The sequence below is a fragment of the Janthinobacterium sp. 67 genome (assembly GCF_002797895.1).
Classification (GTDB): Bacteria; Pseudomonadota; Gammaproteobacteria; order Burkholderiales; family Burkholderiaceae_D; genus Janthinobacterium.
This window is the reverse complement of record NZ_PGES01000001.1, coordinates 3,842,255-3,858,015: the sequence shown is the minus strand read 5'-3', so window position 1 is coordinate 3,858,015 and position 15,761 is coordinate 3,842,255. Positions and strand designations below refer to the sequence as shown.

General features: G+C 61.3%; 16 protein-coding genes. 9 read left to right on the top strand and 7 right to left on the bottom strand.

Annotation, left to right across the window (positions count from 1 at the left end; all coding sequences use genetic code 11):
* Nucleotides 1-114 precede the first annotated feature (114 nt).
* The 3 genes from gyrB to dnaA all read right to left on the bottom strand — a co-directional run bounded on the left by gyrB (nucleotide 115) and on the right by dnaA (nucleotide 5,410).
* A complete protein-coding gene (gene gyrB, locus CLU90_RS17315; RefSeq protein ID WP_092717607.1) occupies nucleotides 115-2,613 on the bottom strand; it encodes a DNA topoisomerase (ATP-hydrolyzing) subunit B in 2,499 nt (832 codons plus the stop codon).
* Between the two features lie 152 nt (nucleotides 2,614-2,765).
* Entirely contained in the window at nucleotides 2,766-3,872 is a 1,107-nt protein-coding gene (gene dnaN / locus CLU90_RS17310; protein ID WP_034754341.1) for a DNA polymerase III subunit beta, read from the bottom strand.
* A 143-nt stretch (nucleotides 3,873-4,015) separates the two neighbouring features.
* The gene (dnaA, locus tag CLU90_RS17305; protein ID WP_034754339.1) at nucleotides 4,016-5,410 is read right to left on the bottom strand and encodes a chromosomal replication initiator protein DnaA; all 1,395 of its coding nucleotides are present in this window, start codon (nucleotides 5,408-5,410) and stop codon (nucleotides 4,016-4,018) included.
* 513 nt (nucleotides 5,411-5,923) lie between these two features.
* Here dnaA and rpmH point away from each other — a divergent pair.
* From rpmH to CLU90_RS17270, 7 genes are all read left to right on the top strand, one after another.
* The gene (gene rpmH, locus CLU90_RS17300) at nucleotides 5,924-6,058 is read left to right on the top strand and encodes a 50S ribosomal protein L34 (RefSeq protein ID WP_010401996.1); all 135 of its coding nucleotides are present in this window, start codon (nucleotides 5,924-5,926) and stop codon (nucleotides 6,056-6,058) included.
* An 8-nt stretch (nucleotides 6,059-6,066) separates the two neighbouring features.
* On the top strand, nucleotides 6,067-6,519 hold the full coding sequence (gene rnpA / locus CLU90_RS17295) for a ribonuclease P protein component (RefSeq protein WP_269800030.1): 453 nt from the start codon (nucleotides 6,067-6,069) through the stop codon (nucleotides 6,517-6,519).
* Entirely contained in the window at nucleotides 6,516-6,776 is a 261-nt protein-coding gene (gene yidD / locus CLU90_RS17290; RefSeq protein WP_100428502.1) for a membrane protein insertion efficiency factor YidD, read from the top strand. Before rnpA ends, yidD begins: the two co-directional genes overlap by 4 nt.
* A gap of 11 nt (nucleotides 6,777-6,787) precedes the next feature.
* Entirely contained in the window at nucleotides 6,788-8,515 is a 1,728-nt protein-coding gene (yidC, locus tag CLU90_RS17285; RefSeq protein WP_100428501.1) for a membrane protein insertase YidC, read from the top strand.
* A gap of 62 nt (nucleotides 8,516-8,577) precedes the next feature.
* On the top strand, nucleotides 8,578-9,957 hold the full coding sequence (gene mnmE, locus CLU90_RS17280; RefSeq protein WP_092717617.1) for a tRNA uridine-5-carboxymethylaminomethyl(34) synthesis GTPase MnmE: 1,380 nt from the start codon (nucleotides 8,578-8,580) through the stop codon (nucleotides 9,955-9,957).
* Between the two features lie 10 nt (nucleotides 9,958-9,967).
* Nucleotides 9,968-10,273 carry a hypothetical protein gene (locus CLU90_RS17275; RefSeq protein ID WP_100428500.1) on the top strand — a complete coding sequence of 102 codons (306 nt, stop codon included), beginning with the start codon at nucleotides 9,968-9,970 and terminating at the stop codon, nucleotides 10,271-10,273.
* 92 nt (nucleotides 10,274-10,365) lie between these two features.
* Nucleotides 10,366-10,563, top strand: a complete 198-nt coding sequence (locus tag CLU90_RS17270) for a hypothetical protein (protein WP_092717621.1) — start codon at nucleotides 10,366-10,368, stop codon at nucleotides 10,561-10,563.
* A gap of 18 nt (nucleotides 10,564-10,581) precedes the next feature.
* Here CLU90_RS17270 and CLU90_RS17265 read toward each other — a convergent pair whose 3' ends face one another.
* Both CLU90_RS17265 and CLU90_RS17260 read right to left on the bottom strand, forming a co-directional pair.
* On the bottom strand, nucleotides 10,582-11,217 hold the full coding sequence (locus CLU90_RS17265) for an Hpt domain-containing protein (RefSeq protein ID WP_092717623.1): 636 nt from the start codon (nucleotides 11,215-11,217) through the stop codon (nucleotides 10,582-10,584).
* Between the two features lie 99 nt (nucleotides 11,218-11,316).
* Nucleotides 11,317-12,270 (bottom strand): CAP domain-containing protein, encoded by a 954-nt coding sequence (locus tag CLU90_RS17260; RefSeq protein WP_332870869.1) that lies wholly within the window; start codon nucleotides 12,268-12,270, stop codon nucleotides 11,317-11,319.
* A 268-nt stretch (nucleotides 12,271-12,538) separates the two neighbouring features.
* On the opposite strand from CLU90_RS17260, the gene pssA reads away from it, so the two are divergent.
* Nucleotides 12,539-13,279 carry a CDP-diacylglycerol--serine O-phosphatidyltransferase gene (gene pssA, locus CLU90_RS17255; protein WP_232731393.1) on the top strand — a complete coding sequence of 247 codons (741 nt, stop codon included), beginning with the start codon at nucleotides 12,539-12,541 and terminating at the stop codon, nucleotides 13,277-13,279.
* On the opposite strand, the gene CLU90_RS17250 is transcribed toward pssA, so the two are convergent.
* Nucleotides 13,276-14,202 carry an aldo/keto reductase gene (locus tag CLU90_RS17250; RefSeq protein WP_092717630.1) on the bottom strand — a complete coding sequence of 309 codons (927 nt, stop codon included), beginning with the start codon at nucleotides 14,200-14,202 and terminating at the stop codon, nucleotides 13,276-13,278. The two genes, pssA and CLU90_RS17250, sit on opposite strands and share 4 nt — an antisense overlap.
* A gap of 53 nt (nucleotides 14,203-14,255) precedes the next feature.
* On the bottom strand, nucleotides 14,256-14,798 hold the full coding sequence (locus tag CLU90_RS17245) for a TetR/AcrR family transcriptional regulator (RefSeq protein WP_100428498.1): 543 nt from the start codon (nucleotides 14,796-14,798) through the stop codon (nucleotides 14,256-14,258).
* Between the two features lie 259 nt (nucleotides 14,799-15,057).
* On the opposite strand from CLU90_RS17245, the gene CLU90_RS17240 reads away from it, so the two are divergent.
* Nucleotides 15,058-15,750, top strand: coding sequence for a gluconate 2-dehydrogenase subunit 3 family protein (locus CLU90_RS17240; protein ID WP_100428497.1), 693 nt, complete (start codon nucleotides 15,058-15,060; stop codon nucleotides 15,748-15,750).
* Nucleotides 15,751-15,761 lie beyond the last annotated feature (11 nt).

The window sequence follows — 15,761 nt, the reverse complement described above, 5'->3', positions numbered from 1 at the left end:
TATTGCTTGCTTTTAGCAATTATGTCAATATGGCGGCAGGATGTTGCGTGCATAAAAAAAGCGGCCCTGAAGAGGGCCGCCTTGGCTGCAACGGAAACCAGGAAGCTGGCTGGCTTACACGTCGATATTCCCCGCCCGTAGCGCGTTGTTTTCAATGAACGCGCGGCGTGGCTCCACATCATCCCCCATCAAGGTGGTGAAGATCTGATCCGCGGCAATCGCGTCTTCGATCTGCACTTTCAACAAGCGGCGGACGGTCGGGTCCATCGTCGTTTCCCACAGTTGATCCGGGTTCATTTCGCCCAGACCTTTGTAGCGTTGTTTCGAGACGGTGCGTTCGGCTTCGTCGCGCAGCCATTGCATGGCCTGGTGGAAGTCGACCACGGCGATTTCCTTGGTGCGCTCGCCCTCGCCACGGCGGACGAACGCGCCTTCGCCGATCAGGCCTTCGAAGGTGGCGGCGCCGCTGCTCAGCACGGCGTAGTCCGGGCCTTGCACGAAGTCGGCGTCGATGGCCGTCACTTTGACGTTACCGTGGTGCATGCGCTCGATGTGCAGCTTGTGTTTTTCCGACAAATCGTCGGAGCGCACGTGCACGCGCACGGCGCTGTCGTTGATGGCCGTCTGCAGGGCCAGGGCGGAGGTTTCCGCCAGGTCCAGCGTCGACAGGTCCAGCTGCACGCCCGTCATGATGGCCGTCAGCGCGGCGCGGTCGATGACGCGGGTCAGGCGCGTCATGATGCTGTTCGACAGGTTGAACTTGCGCACCAGTTCCGTCAACGTTTCGCCGGAAATGCCTTCCGCGCCTTCGCGCGGCACCAGCACGGCCGTGTTCAGCGCCACCGTCATCATGTAGCTCGCTTCCTCGGCGTCATCTTTCAGATAGCGCTCGTCGCGGCCGGCCTTGACCTTGTACAGCGGCGGTTGCGCGATGTAGATGTGGCCGCGCTCGACCAGTTGCGGCATCTGGCGGTAGAACAGGGTCAGCAGCAGGGTACGGATGTGGGCGCCGTCGACGTCCGCATCGGTCATGATGATGATGCGGTGGTAGCGCAGTTTTTCCACGTTGAATTCGTCCGGTCCGATCGAGGTGCCGAGCGTGGCGATCAGGGTGGTGATCTGCTCCGATGACAGCATTTTTTCGAAACGGGCTTTTTCCACGTTCAAGACTTTACCGCGCAGCGGCAGGATCGCCTGGAACTTGCGGTCGCGCCCTTGTTTTGCCGAGCCACCTGCCGAGTCACCCTCGACGATGTACAGTTCGCACAGGGCGGGGTCTTTTTCCTGGCAGTCGGCCAGCTTGGCCGACAGGCCCAAGCCGTCCATGATGCCTTTGCGGCGGGTCAGGTCGCGGGCCTTGCGGGCCGCTTCGCGTGCGCGCGCCGCTTCGACGATCTTGCCGCAAATGATCTTGGCGTCGTTTGGTTTTTCTTGCAGGTAATCGGCCAGGGTCTTGGCGACGATCTCTTCGACGGGGCCGCGCACTTCCGACGACACCAGTTTGTCTTTCGTCTGCGACGAGAATTTCGGTTCCGGCACTTTGACCGACAGCACGCAGGTCAGGCCTTCGCGCATGTCGTCGCCGTTGATTTCCACTTTCGCCTTCTTGGCGAATTCCTGCTCGTCGATGTACTTGTTGATCACGCGCGTCATGGCCGCGCGCAGACCCGTCAAGTGGGTGCCGCCGTCGCGTTGCGGGATGTTATTCGTGAAGCACAGCACCTGTTCATTGTAGGCATCGTTCCACTGCATCGACACGTCGACCGTGATGTTCGTGCCCTGGTCCGACAGGCGCTCGCCCGTGGCCTGGAAAATGGTCGGGTGCAAGACCGATTTGGCCTTGTTGATGTATTCGACGAAGCCGCGCGTGCCGCCTTCGAAGGCGAACACTTCTTCCTTGCCCGTACGCTGGTCGGACAACTTGATGTTGACGCCATTGTTCAGGAAGGACAGTTCGCGGATGCGCTTGGCCAGGATTTCGTAGTGGAATTCCACGTGCGTGAAAATCTCTTCGTCGGCCCAGAAATGCACTTCCGTGCCGCGCTTGTCCGTATCGCCGATGACCTTGATGGGCGAGACGGCCACGCCGTCGCGCATTTCGATTTCGCGGTTCTGCGGCACGCCGCGCACGAATTCCATGAAGTGCACTTTGCCGTCGCGGCGGATGGTCAGTTTCAGCAATTTCGACAGGCCGTTGACGCAGGAGACGCCCACGCCGTGCAAGCCGCCCGAGACTTTGTACGAGTTCTGGTCGAACTTGCCGCCCGCGTGCAGTTCGGTCATGACGATTTCCGCCGCCGAACGCTTCGGATCGTGCTTGTCGTCCATTTTCAGGCCGGTCGGCACGCCGCGGCCATTGTCGGTGATCGAGATCGAATTGTCGCTGTGGATGGTGACGTGGATTTCCGTGCAGTGGCCGGCCAGCGATTCATCGATGGAGTTGTCCAGCACTTCGAACACCAGATGGTGCAAGCCGGTGCCGTCCGAGGTGTCGCCAATGTACATGCCCGGGCGTTTGCGTACGGCTTCCAGGCCTTCCAGGATCTGGATGGAGGAGGCGCCGTATTCTTCCGTTTTGGCCTGGATCGGGGTGTCTTGTGGATTCTCGGACATGGACTGCTTTCTCAAATAACGATTGCTGATTGATTCGGGGCTGCTGGCTGATGACGTAGGTCGGGTTAGCCGGAACGGCGTAACCCGACAGACGGCGATTCAGCATGTCGGATTACGCTGCGCTCATCCGACCTACGTCACTGCTGTGGTCTTTAGATGCGCATCGGCATGACGACATACTTGAAGTCGGCATTGTCGGGGATGGAGATCAGGGCGGACGAGTTCGAATCACCGAGCGCGATGTTGACGTATTCGCATTTCAGGTTGTTCAGCACGTCCAGCAGATACGTGACGTTGAAGCCGATGTCGACGGAGTCGCCGCCGTAGTCGATTTCCAGCTCTTCGACGGCTTCTTCCTGGTCCGCATTGGTCGAGCTGATCTTCATGCTGCCCGGGGTGATGATGCAGCGCACGCCCTTGAACTTGTCGCTGGTCATGATGGCGGCGCGTTGCAGCGAGCGCAGCAGTTCATCGCGGCCGATGGTGAAGTCGTTTTTGTAGCCTTTTGGAATCACGCGCGTGTAGTCGGGGAACTTGCCTTCCACCAGCTTCGAGATCAGCTCGATGTCGGCAAAGGTCAGTTTCACCTGGTTGGCGGCGATGTCCAGCTGGACCGGCTCATCGTTCTCTTCCAGCAGGCGCTGCAGTTCGATGATGGTCTTGCGCGGAATAATGACTTCCTGGCGCGCGAACGTCTGCTCGGTGGCGACCTGGCAAAACGCCAGGCGGTGGCCGTCGGTGGCTACGGCGATGACGTTATTGCCATCCAGAACCAGCAGCAAGCCGTTCAGGTAGTAGCGGATGTCTTGCTGCGCCATCGAGAAATGCACCATGTTGAACAGGTGCTTCAGCGTTTTCTGGGGCAGGGTGACGGACGCGTTGTAGCTTTCCGCCTGTTGCACGGTTGGAAACTCTTCCGCCGCCAGGGTTTGCAGGGCGAAACGCGACTTGCCCGTTTGCACGGTCAGGCGCTTGTTCAGCAGCGTCATCGTGACGTCGCCCGATTCGGGCAGGGCGCGCAGGATGTCCAGCAGCTTGCGCGCGGCCACGGTGGTGCCCGTAACGTCCGCGCCGGAACCGATTTCCGCGTGCGTGGTGATCTGCACTTCGGTGTCGGTCGACAGGAAGGAGACATTTTCACCGTCTTTGCGGATGAGGATATTGGCCAGAATCGGCATAGTGTGCCGACGCTCGACAATACCGCTCACGATCTGCAGTGGCCGGAGAAGGGTATCTCGGGTGGTTTTGACCAATTGCATATTTATCCTCAATGTATAGGTATGAAGTTTAACGTAGTAATTTAACAATCATTGCAAGGGGAGCCCCGGCAGGCCGGCTGCGGTGCTCTCCCAGATAATAAGGGTAAAGCACGTTTTGAGCCAGCCTTGCCCCGCAGGCGCGCTTATCCTTTTAACGTTTGTTCCAGCACATGCAATTCATGGTTGCATTCCGGATTCTTGGTGCGGTCCAGCGCGATCTTGCGCACGGCATGCAGCACCGTGGTGTGGTCGCGGCCGCCGAACAGCTCGCCGATTTCCGGCAGGCTCTTCTGCGTCAATTCCTTGGCCAGGTACATGGCGATCTGGCGCGGCCGGGCGATATTCGCGGGGCGGCGCTTCGAATACATGTCGGCAACCTTGATATTGAAGAAGTCGGCCACGGTTTTCTGGATGTTTTCCACGGAAATCTGGCGGTTCTGCACCGACAGCAAGTCCTTCAAGGCTTCCTTGACGATATCGATGGTGATGTCCTTGCCATGGAAACGCGAGTACGCCAGAATTTTGCGCAGCGCGCCTTCCAGCTCGCGCACGTTCGAGCGCAAGTGCTTGGCGACAAAGAAGGCCACGTCGTCGGAGAAGGTCACGCCTTCCTGCTTGGCTTTTTTCAATAGAATCGCCACGCGCATTTCCAGTTCCGGCGGTTCGATGGCCACCGTCAGGCCCGAGTCGAAGCGCGAGATCAAACGGTCGTCCATGCCCGTGATTTCCTTCGGATACGTATCCGAGGTGATGATGATCTGTTTCTTCGCAGCAATCAATGCCTCGAACGCATAGAAGAACTCTTCCTGCGTGCGGCTTTTGCCGCCAAAGAACTGGATATCATCGATCAGCAGCATGTCGAGCGAGTGATAGTAGTGCTTGAAATCGTCGAAACCCTTGCGCTGGTAAGCGGTCACTACGTCGCGAACGTACTGTTCCGCGTGAATGTAGCGTATCTTTGCGCCCGGATTGTCGGCCATCACCTGGTTGCCGATGGCGTGGATCAAGTGGGTTTTACCGAGGCCGACGCCGCCGTAGAAGAACAGCGGGTTGTACGACACGCCCGGATTGTTCGCCACCTGGATGGCGGCGGCGCGCGCCAATTGGTTGGCCTTGCCGGTCACGAAACTGTCGAAGGTCAGGTCGGTGTTGATGCGGCTCTGTTCGCGGCGCGGCGCGGCGCCGATGCTCAGTTCCGGCACGCTGGGCTGCGGCTCCGCGGCGCGCGCGCTGGGCGCGCCGCCGTTCGGATCGCTGGCCGGGGTGCTGGCGGCAACGGGCTTCTTCGGCAAGGCCAAGCGCGGGTCGAGCACGAACTGCACTTCCGTCGGCGCTTCGAAGTACTGAATGGCCAGGGCCGTGATGCGGCTGGCGAACTGGGTCTTGACCCAATCGAGCTTGAAGCGATTGGGCGCAGCAATGCGCAGCTTGCCCTCTTCGTAATCGAGAGGGATAAGCGGTTTGATCCACGCACTGAATTGTTGCGGTGTCAGCTCCAGTTCCAACTGCGCGGAACAGGCCTGCCAGAAATTATCCATGTATGTCTATGTGAAAAGGTGTGGGAGGGCGTATCGATTCTGCCCTGCGTTCACCGTGTTGCAAGGCCGGCGTCGCGCGAGGGCTCGCCACACGTAACGCGCTATTCTACTCCCGACTGACAAAGTTATCCACAGGCACGACGCTTATTTTTCTGTGGCAGGGTGGGGCGCCGTGTGCATAAGAAGCGACTTATCCCCCGGTTATCCCGTCACAGGCAGTGCTGGCGCGGCCTGTGGCGGGGCCTTGCAAGCAGATGGGGGCCGGCGCGCAAATTTCCAGGCGATCACGGCAATCCTTGACAAGAGGGGGGCATATGCTGAATAATTCAGGGTTCCCCGCCCGTATTCCGTGTTTATTCATTTGGAACGACAATATGGACTAAGCGTGGATTAAGCGGGCGATGAGATTGGCCAGCTTGTGCCTTGGCATAAGTGCGCGATTGTCATTGGCACCAAAAACTGACGGGACGTCAGACCCGATTTTGCATTTTTTTTGTTTTTAGCGAGACCAACATGAAACGTACTTACCAACCTTCCGTCGTTCGCCGCAAGCGTACGCACGGCTTCCGCGCTCGTATGGCTACCCGTGGTGGCCGTGATGTGCTCAACGCACGTCGCGCAAAAGGCCGCAAACGCCTGGCCGTCTAGGCTTGTCGTTGACAGCTGATCGCGTGGCTAGCTGTACTCCAGTCGGCAATCAACGCGAAGGTTCACACGACTTCGCGCGCGTTCGGCGTATCGTTAAAACGGATGAATTTTCATCCGTTTTTCGTTTGCGCCCTTCGCAAAAAACAGCGCATTTTGTGCTGTACACCCGACACAATCAATTGCCGCATGCGCGGCTGGGCGTCGTTGTGGCCAAGCGTTTCGCGCCCCGCGCGGCGACCCGCAACACGATCAAGCGCGTCACGCGCGAGCTGTTTCGCAACAGCGCGATGCCGCCGGTCGACTGCGTGGTGCGTTTGTCGCGCGCCGTCAACAGCAAGGATGGCCCGGCCACCACGACCAAGCTCAAAGCCGAGCTGCGTGAAGAGTTGAGCCGCCTGTTCGCGGCGCAAATCGCCGCCCAGGCCCGTTCTGTTGCTGCATCACCACCCTGCGCGCCATGAAAACCCTGCTGCTGTTCCTGCTGCGCGCTTATCAGTTGCTGATCAGCCCCGTGCTGGGACAGAATTGCCGTTTCTATCCGAGCTGTTCGCATTACGCGATGGAAGCGCTGCGCGTGCACGGTACGGCCAAGGGCAGCCTGCTGGCTGCCAAGCGCCTGTGCCGCTGCCACCCCTGGAATGAAGGGGGCGTCGACCCGGTGCCGCCGGCCGATTGCAAACAATCTTCAACGACCGCTTGCGGTTGCAACCACTCCTGACAAATACCCTAATGGATATCAATAAACGTACCATCCTGTGGATCGTGTTTTCCGTCTCGCTGGTAATTCTCTGGAACGAATGGATGATCTCGAACGGCAAGCCGTCGATGTTCTCCGCGAACACGGAACAAACCGCCAAGGCGCCTGTCACCCCGGCCAAGACGGCCGCCCTGGCTGCCGCCGGCGCGACCGCCGTGCCTGGCGAAGTGACCGATCCCGCCGCGTTCAAGCGCGAAGTGATTACCATCACCACCGACGTCATCAAGGTCGACATCGACACCCTGGGCGGCCAGGTCAAGCGTCTGGAATTGCTGAAGTTCAAGGGCGCGGGCAATCCGGGCTGGTTCGGCGGCTGCTTCGGCCTGTTCAAATGGTGCCAGCCTGACGAAGGCAAGCAAAACGAAGTGCTGTTCGACGAAGGCGCGAACCATACCTACCTGGCGCAGTCGGGCCTGGTCGGCGGTCCTTTCCCTACCCACGCGAGCGGTTTTACCGTGCAGCCTGGCGTGCGCACCCTCGGTGACGGCAAGCAAGTGCAACTGGTGATGGAAGCGGTCGAAGGCGGCGTCAAGCTGACCAAGACGTTTACGTTCAAGCGCGGCGACTACGTCATCGACGTGCGCCACGACGTGGCCAACGTGGGCGCGGCCCCCGTCACGCCGCAGCTGTACCTGCAACTGACGCATGACGGCAACAAGCCGGTCGGCGATTCCTTCTTCAACAGCAGCTTCACGGGTCCGACCCTGTACACGCCGCAAGACAAGTACCAGAAGCTGACGTTCGAGAAAATCGAAAAAGCGGCCGTGGAAGACGAGAAGAAGGGCAACGACAACGCCATGAAAGGCCTGCATCCGCAATCGGCGAATGGCGGCTGGTTTGCGATTTCGCAGCACTTCTTCGTGTCCGCCTTTGTTCCGCCCGAGAACGCCAAGCGCGACATCTTCACGAAGAAAGTCGGCACCAATCTGTACGCCATCGGCAACGTGCTGCCATTGCCGACCCTGGCGCCTGGCGCCTCGGCCAGCATGGACAGCAAGCTGTACTCGGGTCCGCAAATCGCGCACTTGCTGGAATCGGTATCGCCTGGCCTGGAACTGGTCAAGGATTACGGCTGGCTGACCATCATCGCCAAGCCGATCTTCTGGGTCATGGAACACATCCACAGCGTACTGGGCAACTGGGGCTGGACCATCATCGCCTTCACGATCCTGATCAAGCTGGCGTTCTTCCCGCTGTCGGCCGCCGGCTACCGCAGCATGGCCAAGATGAAACTGGTCACGCCGAAGATGCAGGCGATCCGCGAGCGCTACAAGGGCGATCCGCAAAAGATGAACCAGGCCACGATGGAGCTGTACAAGACGGAAAAGATCAATCCGCTGGGCGGCTGCCTGCCGATCCTGATCCAGATGCCCGTCTTTATCGCCCTGTACTGGGTGCTGAACGCGTCCGTGGAAATCCGCGGCGCGCCATGGATCGGCTGGATCACCGACCTGGCCCAGCATGACCCATGGTGCATCCTGCCTGTGCTGTACGCGATCTCGATGTACATCACGACCAAGCTGAACCCGGCCCCGGCCGATCCGATGCAAGCGAAGATGATGCTGTTCATGCCACTGGCATTCTCGGTGATGTTCTTCTTCTTCCCGTCGGGCCTGGTACTCTACTGGGTCGTCAACAACGTCCTGTCGATCGGCCAGCAATGGGTGATCACCAAGAAATACGCGCCAGCCGCCAAATAATTCCGGCCAGCGAACAGAAAGCCCGCCTCGCGCGGGCTTTTTTTTCATCTACAATATCCCCCATGAAACTCGACTCTTCCCCTATCGCCGCCATCGCCACCGCTCCCGGGCGCGGCGGCATCGGCGTGGTACGCGCCTCCGGCAAAAATCTCGCTCCTTTAATGACGGCCCTGTTCGGCGCGCAGCAGCTCAAACCGCGTCACGCCACCTATCTTCCCTTTACGGAAGCCGATGGCGCCATCATCGACCAGGGCATCGCCATCCACTTCAAGGGTCCGCATTCCTACACGGGCGAAGACGTGCTGGAATTGCAGGGCCACGGCGGCCCCGTCGTGCTGCAGCTGCTGCTGGCGCGCGTGCTGGAAGCGGGCCGTGACAGCGGCTTGCGCCTGGCCGAACCGGGCGAATTCACGCGCCGCGCTTTTCTCAATGACAAGCTGGACCTGGCGCAGGCGGAAGCCGTGGCCGACCTGATCGACGCGTCCACGGAAGCGGCCGCCAAGTCCGCCTCGCAATCGCTGTCGGGCGCGTTCTCGAACACCATCCACGCGCTGGTGGAACAGGTGACGGGCTTGCGCATGCTGGTCGAGGCGACCCTGGATTTCCCGGAAGAGGAAATCGACTTCCTGGAAAAATCGAATGCGCGCGGTCAGTTGAAAGCCGTCATCGAAGCCTTGAACAAAGTGTTTGCCCAGGCGGCGCAGGGCGCGCTGCTGCGCGAAGGCCTCAATGTCGTGCTGGCCGGCCAGCCCAACGTGGGTAAATCGTCGCTGCTGAACGCGCTGGCGGGCGCCGACGTGGCCATCGTCACGCCGATCGCCGGCACCACGCGCGACAAGGTCAGCGAAACCATCCAGATCGAAGGCATTCCGCTCAACATCATCGACACGGCCGGCATCCGCAGCGCGGGCGACACCGTCGACGCCGTCGAGCGCATCGGCATTGAACGCACCTGGGGCGAGATCGGCAAGGCGGACGTGATCCTGCATCTGCTCGACGCCGACCACGGCCCGACCCTGGCCGATGAAACCATCGTCGCCGCCTTCCCCGAAGGCGTGCCCGTGGTGCGCGTGTGGAACAAGATCGATCTCTCCGGCCACAAGCCCGGCGTCGACAGCATGCCGGACGCCACCCACGTGTATCTGTCGGCGCACGAGCACATCGGTATCGACCTGCTGCGTGCGGAACTGCTGCGCATCGCCGGTTGGCAGCAGACGGGCGAATCGCTGTACCTGGCGCGCGAACGCCATCTGATCGCCTTGAAATCGGCCGGCAAGCATTTGAATATCGCGGCCGAGCACGCGGCGCAGGATGACCAGTCGCTGGACCTGTTCGCCGAAGAGCTGCGCCTGGCGCAGGTGCAACTGTCGAGCATCACGGGCGAGTTTTCGCCAGACGATCTGCTGGGCGTGATCTTCAGCCGTTTCTGCATCGGCAAATAAGGAGGTGGCGATGAAACTTGTGCTCGCTTTCGTGTTCGCCTGCCTGCCCATGCTGGTTGGCGCGCAGGAAAAATTACCGAAGGACGTGGCCAAGTTCATTGAGCACGCGCAAACGTGCGAGCATTTTGCCGGCGAATGGGATGAGAACGACAAGGCGCGCCAGCGCGAAATCATCGCGGCCGTGGACGATGCCTGCGGCCAGGCGCAGCGGCAATGGAAGCGGCTGTCCGCCAAGTATGCGGGGCAGCCGAAGCTGCGGAAAATCATCGACGAACAGGCCAATGACGCGGTGCGCAGCTATCGGAAGTCAAGCTAGCATCTGCCCCGTTGAGAAATGTCATGAAGTCCGAACTGCGCTGACGTAATCTTGCTGAGCGGCCTTGAAGTGCCGCTAGGAAAGGAAGCGCCATGGACAGCGAACAGCCGGAAGTCGTGGAAAGCGGGGGAGTCGTGGCGCCGCCATTGCCTTCCCTGTCGCAATTGATCGCAGCGCTGCCGCCGAAAGGAGCTTGCTGGTACTGCGACAAGCCGCTCGATGCCGTGCGCCGTTTCTGTTGCAAGAGTTGTTGCGTGGCGTATGCGGAAGAGGCACAGTACAACAGCTGAGCGGCAGCGGGCTGAGCGCTAGCGGCGCCGCAGCAGCGCCGCCAGGGCGCCGTCGAAATCAAATTCGTGCGCGGCGGCCGCCACTTCCTGGTAGACATTCACGCCCAGGCTGGCGGCGAGCACGCTGGCCGAGTTTTCCAGGATGTCGATGGCTGCCCCGTCGCCTTCGCGCAAATGGCTGGCCAGGCGCGCCAGCAGCAGCTGGATGGCGGGCGCGGCCGGGTCGGGCGCCACGTCCTGCGCCGCCGTGTGGGTTGCCTCCGGCGTGCCCAGCATGCTGCTGACCGCGCCGAGCAATTGATCCTGCGCCAGTTCCAGCTGCAGCATCTGCTGGGCCAGGTCGGGCGCCTGCGCGCGCAGTGCCGATTCCAGGGTTTGCGCCAAGCTGTGCACATGGCGCGCCCCGATCATGCCGGCGGCGCCCTTCAGGGTATGCGCCTTCAGCCGCGCGGAGGCATAGTTGCCCGTGTCGAATTCGGCGCGGATCTGGCACGGCGTGGTGCCGTGGTCGTGCAGGAAGCGGCGCAGGATTTTCAGGTACAGGACGCGGTCGCCCATGATGCGGCCCAGTCCGTTCTCGACATCGAGGATACGGACCATGTCGGATGCCGCAACGGCGGCATCATCATCGCAAGTGGCGTGTGGTTTCATCATGCCTGGTGTGCAGGGCGCCCCAAAACTTGTCAATGTCAGTAAAGCAGTAGCAGCTATTCTACATCCACTCGTCTTCGACGCCGCGCCCGCTTGGCATGGCTAGCGCGTCGTGAATGACCAGCTGCGCGTGACGTCGGCGCCATTGACTTTGCCGATGAAACGCACGTCATAGCTGGTGTTCGCGTTCAAGGGCGCCAGCGGGATGATGGATGCGGCCGAGACCGGCGTATGCACATCGTTGCCGCTGGTGAGCAGGCGCACCGCCAGGTCCGCGGCGGCGCCGCGCTGGCGCACGCTGAACGCCGCCACGCTGACGGGCGTGCCGTAGTTGGCATGCACGCTGATCGGGTAGCCGACCACGTCCTGGTTCGGCACGGGATCGGGCGATTCGTTATCGCTGGAAAAACTGACGGCCACCTTTTGCTGGCCGCTGAACGGATAGGTGACGATTTGTCCCGCCGTCAACCCGGGGCCATAGTTGCGGTTGCTGGCCAGGTCGGTGGTGAAATACGCATAGCCGGTGCCGCTGACGGCCGCGCCCGCGCCACCTTCCTTGAACAGCGGCTCGAAAATGACGAAGCGGTGATAGATGGCCGTGACGAGCTCTTCGGCCAGGTAAAAGCCGGACGTGTTGCTCGCGCCGGCGATGACTTCGCCCTGCAGCGAGGTGACGACGTAGCCGGCCTTGGCCAGGCGGTCGCCCAGCGTGACGCCTGTAAAGCCGGGCTTGCCCTGCACCTGTTCGTGTGCCACTGTATTGTTGAGATTGAGATAGCTGGAATGGCCCAGGGCCGCGCTGTCGATCAGGCTGTTGCGCACCAGTGGCGACAGGCCGATCTGGCTGCGCCGGTAGTTGAACCAGTTAAAACCATCGGTGGCAATATTGTTGCTGAGGACGGGAGCGCCTGGCTCCTGTGTCAGTTGCCCGGCCGGGGTCGACGTGCCGGGCGCAGCATTGCTGCTATCGCTGCCGCCTCCGCCGCATGCACTGAGCAGGGCAGCACTCAGCAGGGTGGGTATCCAGTATTTCCAACGCAGCGACGAGGCAATCAAATTGACTCCTGTATAGGTAGACGGACAGCGGCGGGGACCCGTGTGCTGCCCTGTAAAACGATTCTAAAGTATTTTGATACTCCGTAGAGCATCCATGAAAAGATATGTCGCGCGACCGGGCGCGGACGGCGTCGCTGCTGCGCAGGGTAGAATGGGCGCGGCGCAGCGTTTGCCGCTGCATTGCCTCATCCCGCTACTTTGATTGCCCATACATTTGAATACATTGCCCAAATCGCGCCTGCAGCGCGCCAAATATGCCTTGCCCAGCATGGTGACTTTGCTGTCGATAGCCTGCGGTTTTGCCAGCATCGTCATTTCCGTCGATAACGCCGGCGTCGGCGACGCGGATGCCTACCGCCTGGCGGCGGCGCTGCTGGTGCTCGCCGGCGTGTTCGATGCGCTCGACGGCTACGTGGCCCGGTTGACGGGCACCAGTTCGCAGTTCGGCGTGCAGCTCGATTCCATCGCCGACGTGATGAATTTCGGCTGCGCGCCAGCCGTCCTGTTGTACTGCTATGGTTTCGTGCAGATGGGCGTGCACGACCCGCTGCTGCTGCGCTTTGGCGGCATGGCCAGCTTCTTCTTTGTTGCGTGCGGCGCCATGCGCCTGGCGCGCTTCAATGTGAACGTGGGCCGTACCGATCCCCTGTATTTCGTCGGCATGCCGATCACGGCCGGGGCCGCCTGCGTGGCGGCCGTCGTGGTGGCGTGGCCGGCGCCCATCGATTCCATGCTGCACAGCTATCTGCTGATGCTGCTGCTCGTCGGCGTGGGCAGCCTGATGGTGTCGACCTTGCGCTTCCCCAGCTCCAAGCAAAAGAAAAGCCCGGCCGCGCTGCTGGTGCTGATCGTGGCCATCGCCCTGCTCGTGTGGCTGAAAACAAGCTTCTTCGCGCTGTTCTTCGCCGTCTACATCGCCGCCACCCTGGCGTTGAACCTGGCGTGGTACCTGGGCTGGCGCGGCATTGCGCTGCCGCAGGTATTCAACGACCCGGACGAAATCGACTAGGCCACCTCGTGCCCGCGCGCGGCGCGCAGGATGGCGAACCAGTCGCTGCGGCTGAGCGTGAACTGCGTGCCTTCCACGGCCACGCCCACGGCCTCGATGCGGCCAGTGCCCGTCAGCGGCAGGGGGCGGCATGGCAGTTGCATGATCCAGGCAAACACCACGCTGGCAAACGGACGCTGCAGTTGATCCGCGATCTGCTTGATGACATTGCGTAAATTTTCCACATTCGCGTCGCCGCCCTGGAACAGCCGGCCGCCCGCCAGCGGCGACCAGATCATCGGCGCCACCCCCACGTCCTGCAAGCCGTCGAAGGTTTCGTCGAACAGCGGCGCCACGTGCAGCGGCGAAAATTCCACCTGGTTCGTCACCAATGGAAAGCGCCGGTGCAGGCACTCGAACTGGTGGCGGCTGAAGTTCGACACGCCAAAGTGCAGCACCTTGCCCGCCGCTTTCAATTGCGTGAAGGCGCCGGCGATCTCGTCGAAATCCATCAGCGGATCGGGGCGGTGGATCAGCAGCAAGTCCAGGCGGTCCGTCTGCAACTGCCGCAAGGTCTGTTCCACGGAACTGGTGATGTGCGCCGCGCTCGTGTCGTAATGCTGGATGGCATGGCCGGGGCGGTGCGGCGACAGCAGCTTGATGCCGCATTTGCTGACCAGCTCCATCTTGTCGCGCAAGGCCGGCTGCAGGGCCAGCGCTTCGCCAAATAAACCTTCGGCGCTGTAATCGCCATAAATATCGGCGTGGTCGAAACTGCTCACGCCCAGCGCCAGGCATTGCTCGATGAAGGCCAGGCGTTGCTGCGCCGACATATTCCACTCGCCGATGCGCCACATGCCGGCGACGATGCGCGACAGTTCGGGACCGTTGCTGCTTAAACGGCTGCGTGGCGCTTGCAGGCTGGCGGGAAACACATGGCTCATGGGCTGGCTTTCTGGTGGTGGCGAAGAAGGTGACGCCACGATTATATCCAGTGCTAGAGCATGCTGCGGATAAAGCGGCAGCACCGCTCCTGCAGGGCATCGTCGAGCTGGCCGCCCAGTTGCATCTGGTACACGAGCGCCGACTGCAGCATGAAGGCGAACAGGCGCAGGTCGAGGTCGGCGCGCACGCCGATGTTGACGAGGCGCTGCACCACCAGGGTAATCCACGGCGCGACGATCTGCTCGCGAAAACGCAGTTGCGCCGCCGCATCGTTGTGGATCAGCACCAACAAGTCGCAGGTGAAGCGGCCATCGGCGTTCAGGTTGTCGAAGATGCGCGCGCAAATCGCTTCGATTTCCTGGCCGTCCGGCATGTCGAGCGCGCGCTGCAGCTTTTCCGCCGTGCGCTTGACGAGCGCGTCGAGCAGCATGTCTTCGCGGCGCGGCCAGCGCCGGTAGATCGTCTGGCGCCCCACGCCGGCAGCGTCGGCCACCATCTGTGTCGTCACCGCATCGAGCCCATGCTGGCGCACCAGCATGACGATCGCTTCCAGTACCGCATCTTCCACGCCCGCCTTGCGCGGGCGGCCACGCACTGCTGCCTCTTTTTTAATCACGTCTGGCCTGTCTCTGAATGTTTCTTTTAATTATGGTACGATGCGCACCGTAAATGCAAAGCAACTGCTTGTCAATCATCCTCGTCAACTAACCGGGAGATTGGCGGTGGAGCGCCGCGATATCCCAGTCTTTCCAACGTGAACTCTGCACTCTGCACTCTGCGCGGCGCGTGCCCGTATTTTCTTTCTGACTTCCACATCCATCACTGTGGCGGCTCGTGCCGCCTGAGGAAAACCTATGAAAATCATCGGGATTTCGCCCCATCGGCGCAACTTCCTGCGCAAGGCCGTCGGCGCCGCGCCTGCCGTGGCCTTGCTGGCCGGTGCCGGCGGCGGCCTGGCCATGGCCGTCTCCAAGGACCAGCCTGCCTACAAACCGCGCTTTTTCGACGCCACCGAATGGGCCACCTTGACGGCGCTGGTCGACCGCCTGATTCCCGCCGACGCCGAAGGGCCGGGCGCGCTGGAATCGGGCGCGCATGAATTCATCGACTTGCAGATGAACACGCCATACGCCTATGGCGCGCTGTGGTACATGCAGGGGCCGTTCGTGCCATCGATCGAACAGTTCGGCTACCAGTTCCACATGGCGCCGCGCGAGCTGTACCAGAGTGCCCTGGCCGGCGTCAACGCGGCCGTGCAGAAACAGTCCGGCAAGCCTTTCGTGCAGCTGAACGGGGCCGAGCGCGACGCCGTCATCACGCAATTGCAAAAAGGGACCTTGGACATCGGCGCAGTGCCGTCGAAAGTCTTCTTCAACCAGCTGCTGCAAAACACGCGCGAAGGATACTTTTGCGACCCCGTGCACGGTGGTAACAAGGACATGCTGGCCTGGAAGATGGTGGGTTTCCCAGGCGCGCGCGCCGACTACATGGATTGGGTGGAACAGTATGGCAAGAAGTATCCGCTGCCTCCCGTATCCATCGCCTAAAACTTTTAGTA

Bases quoted from the DNA above. Each gene is read 5' to 3' on its own strand.
- gyrB (WP_092717607.1), bottom strand. From the start codon at position 2,613: ATGTCCGAGAATCCACAAGACACCCCGATCCAGGCCAAAACGGAAGAA.
- dnaN (WP_034754341.1), bottom strand. From the start codon at position 3,872: ATGCAATTGGTCAAAACCACCCGAGATACCCTTCTCCGGCCACTGCAG.
- dnaA (WP_034754339.1), bottom strand. From the start codon at position 5,410: ATGGATAATTTCTGGCAGGCCTGTTCCGCGCAGTTGGAACTGGAGCTG.
- rpmH (WP_010401996.1), top strand. From the start codon at position 5,924: ATGAAACGTACTTACCAACCTTCCGTCGTTCGCCGCAAGCGTACGCAC.
- yidD (WP_100428502.1), top strand. From the start codon at position 6,516: ATGAAAACCCTGCTGCTGTTCCTGCTGCGCGCTTATCAGTTGCTGATC.
- yidC (WP_100428501.1), top strand. From the start codon at position 6,788: ATGGATATCAATAAACGTACCATCCTGTGGATCGTGTTTTCCGTCTCG.
- mnmE (WP_092717617.1), top strand. From the start codon at position 8,578: ATGAAACTCGACTCTTCCCCTATCGCCGCCATCGCCACCGCTCCCGGG.
- CLU90_RS17275 (WP_100428500.1), top strand. From the start codon at position 9,968: ATGAAACTTGTGCTCGCTTTCGTGTTCGCCTGCCTGCCCATGCTGGTT.
- CLU90_RS17270 (WP_092717621.1), top strand. From the start codon at position 10,366: ATGGACAGCGAACAGCCGGAAGTCGTGGAAAGCGGGGGAGTCGTGGCG.
- CLU90_RS17265 (WP_092717623.1), bottom strand. From the start codon at position 11,217: ATGATGAAACCACACGCCACTTGCGATGATGATGCCGCCGTTGCGGCA.
- pssA (WP_232731393.1), top strand. From the start codon at position 12,539: ATGGTGACTTTGCTGTCGATAGCCTGCGGTTTTGCCAGCATCGTCATT.
- CLU90_RS17250 (WP_092717630.1), bottom strand. From the start codon at position 14,202: ATGAGCCATGTGTTTCCCGCCAGCCTGCAAGCGCCACGCAGCCGTTTA.
- CLU90_RS17240 (WP_100428497.1), top strand. From the start codon at position 15,058: ATGAAAATCATCGGGATTTCGCCCCATCGGCGCAACTTCCTGCGCAAG.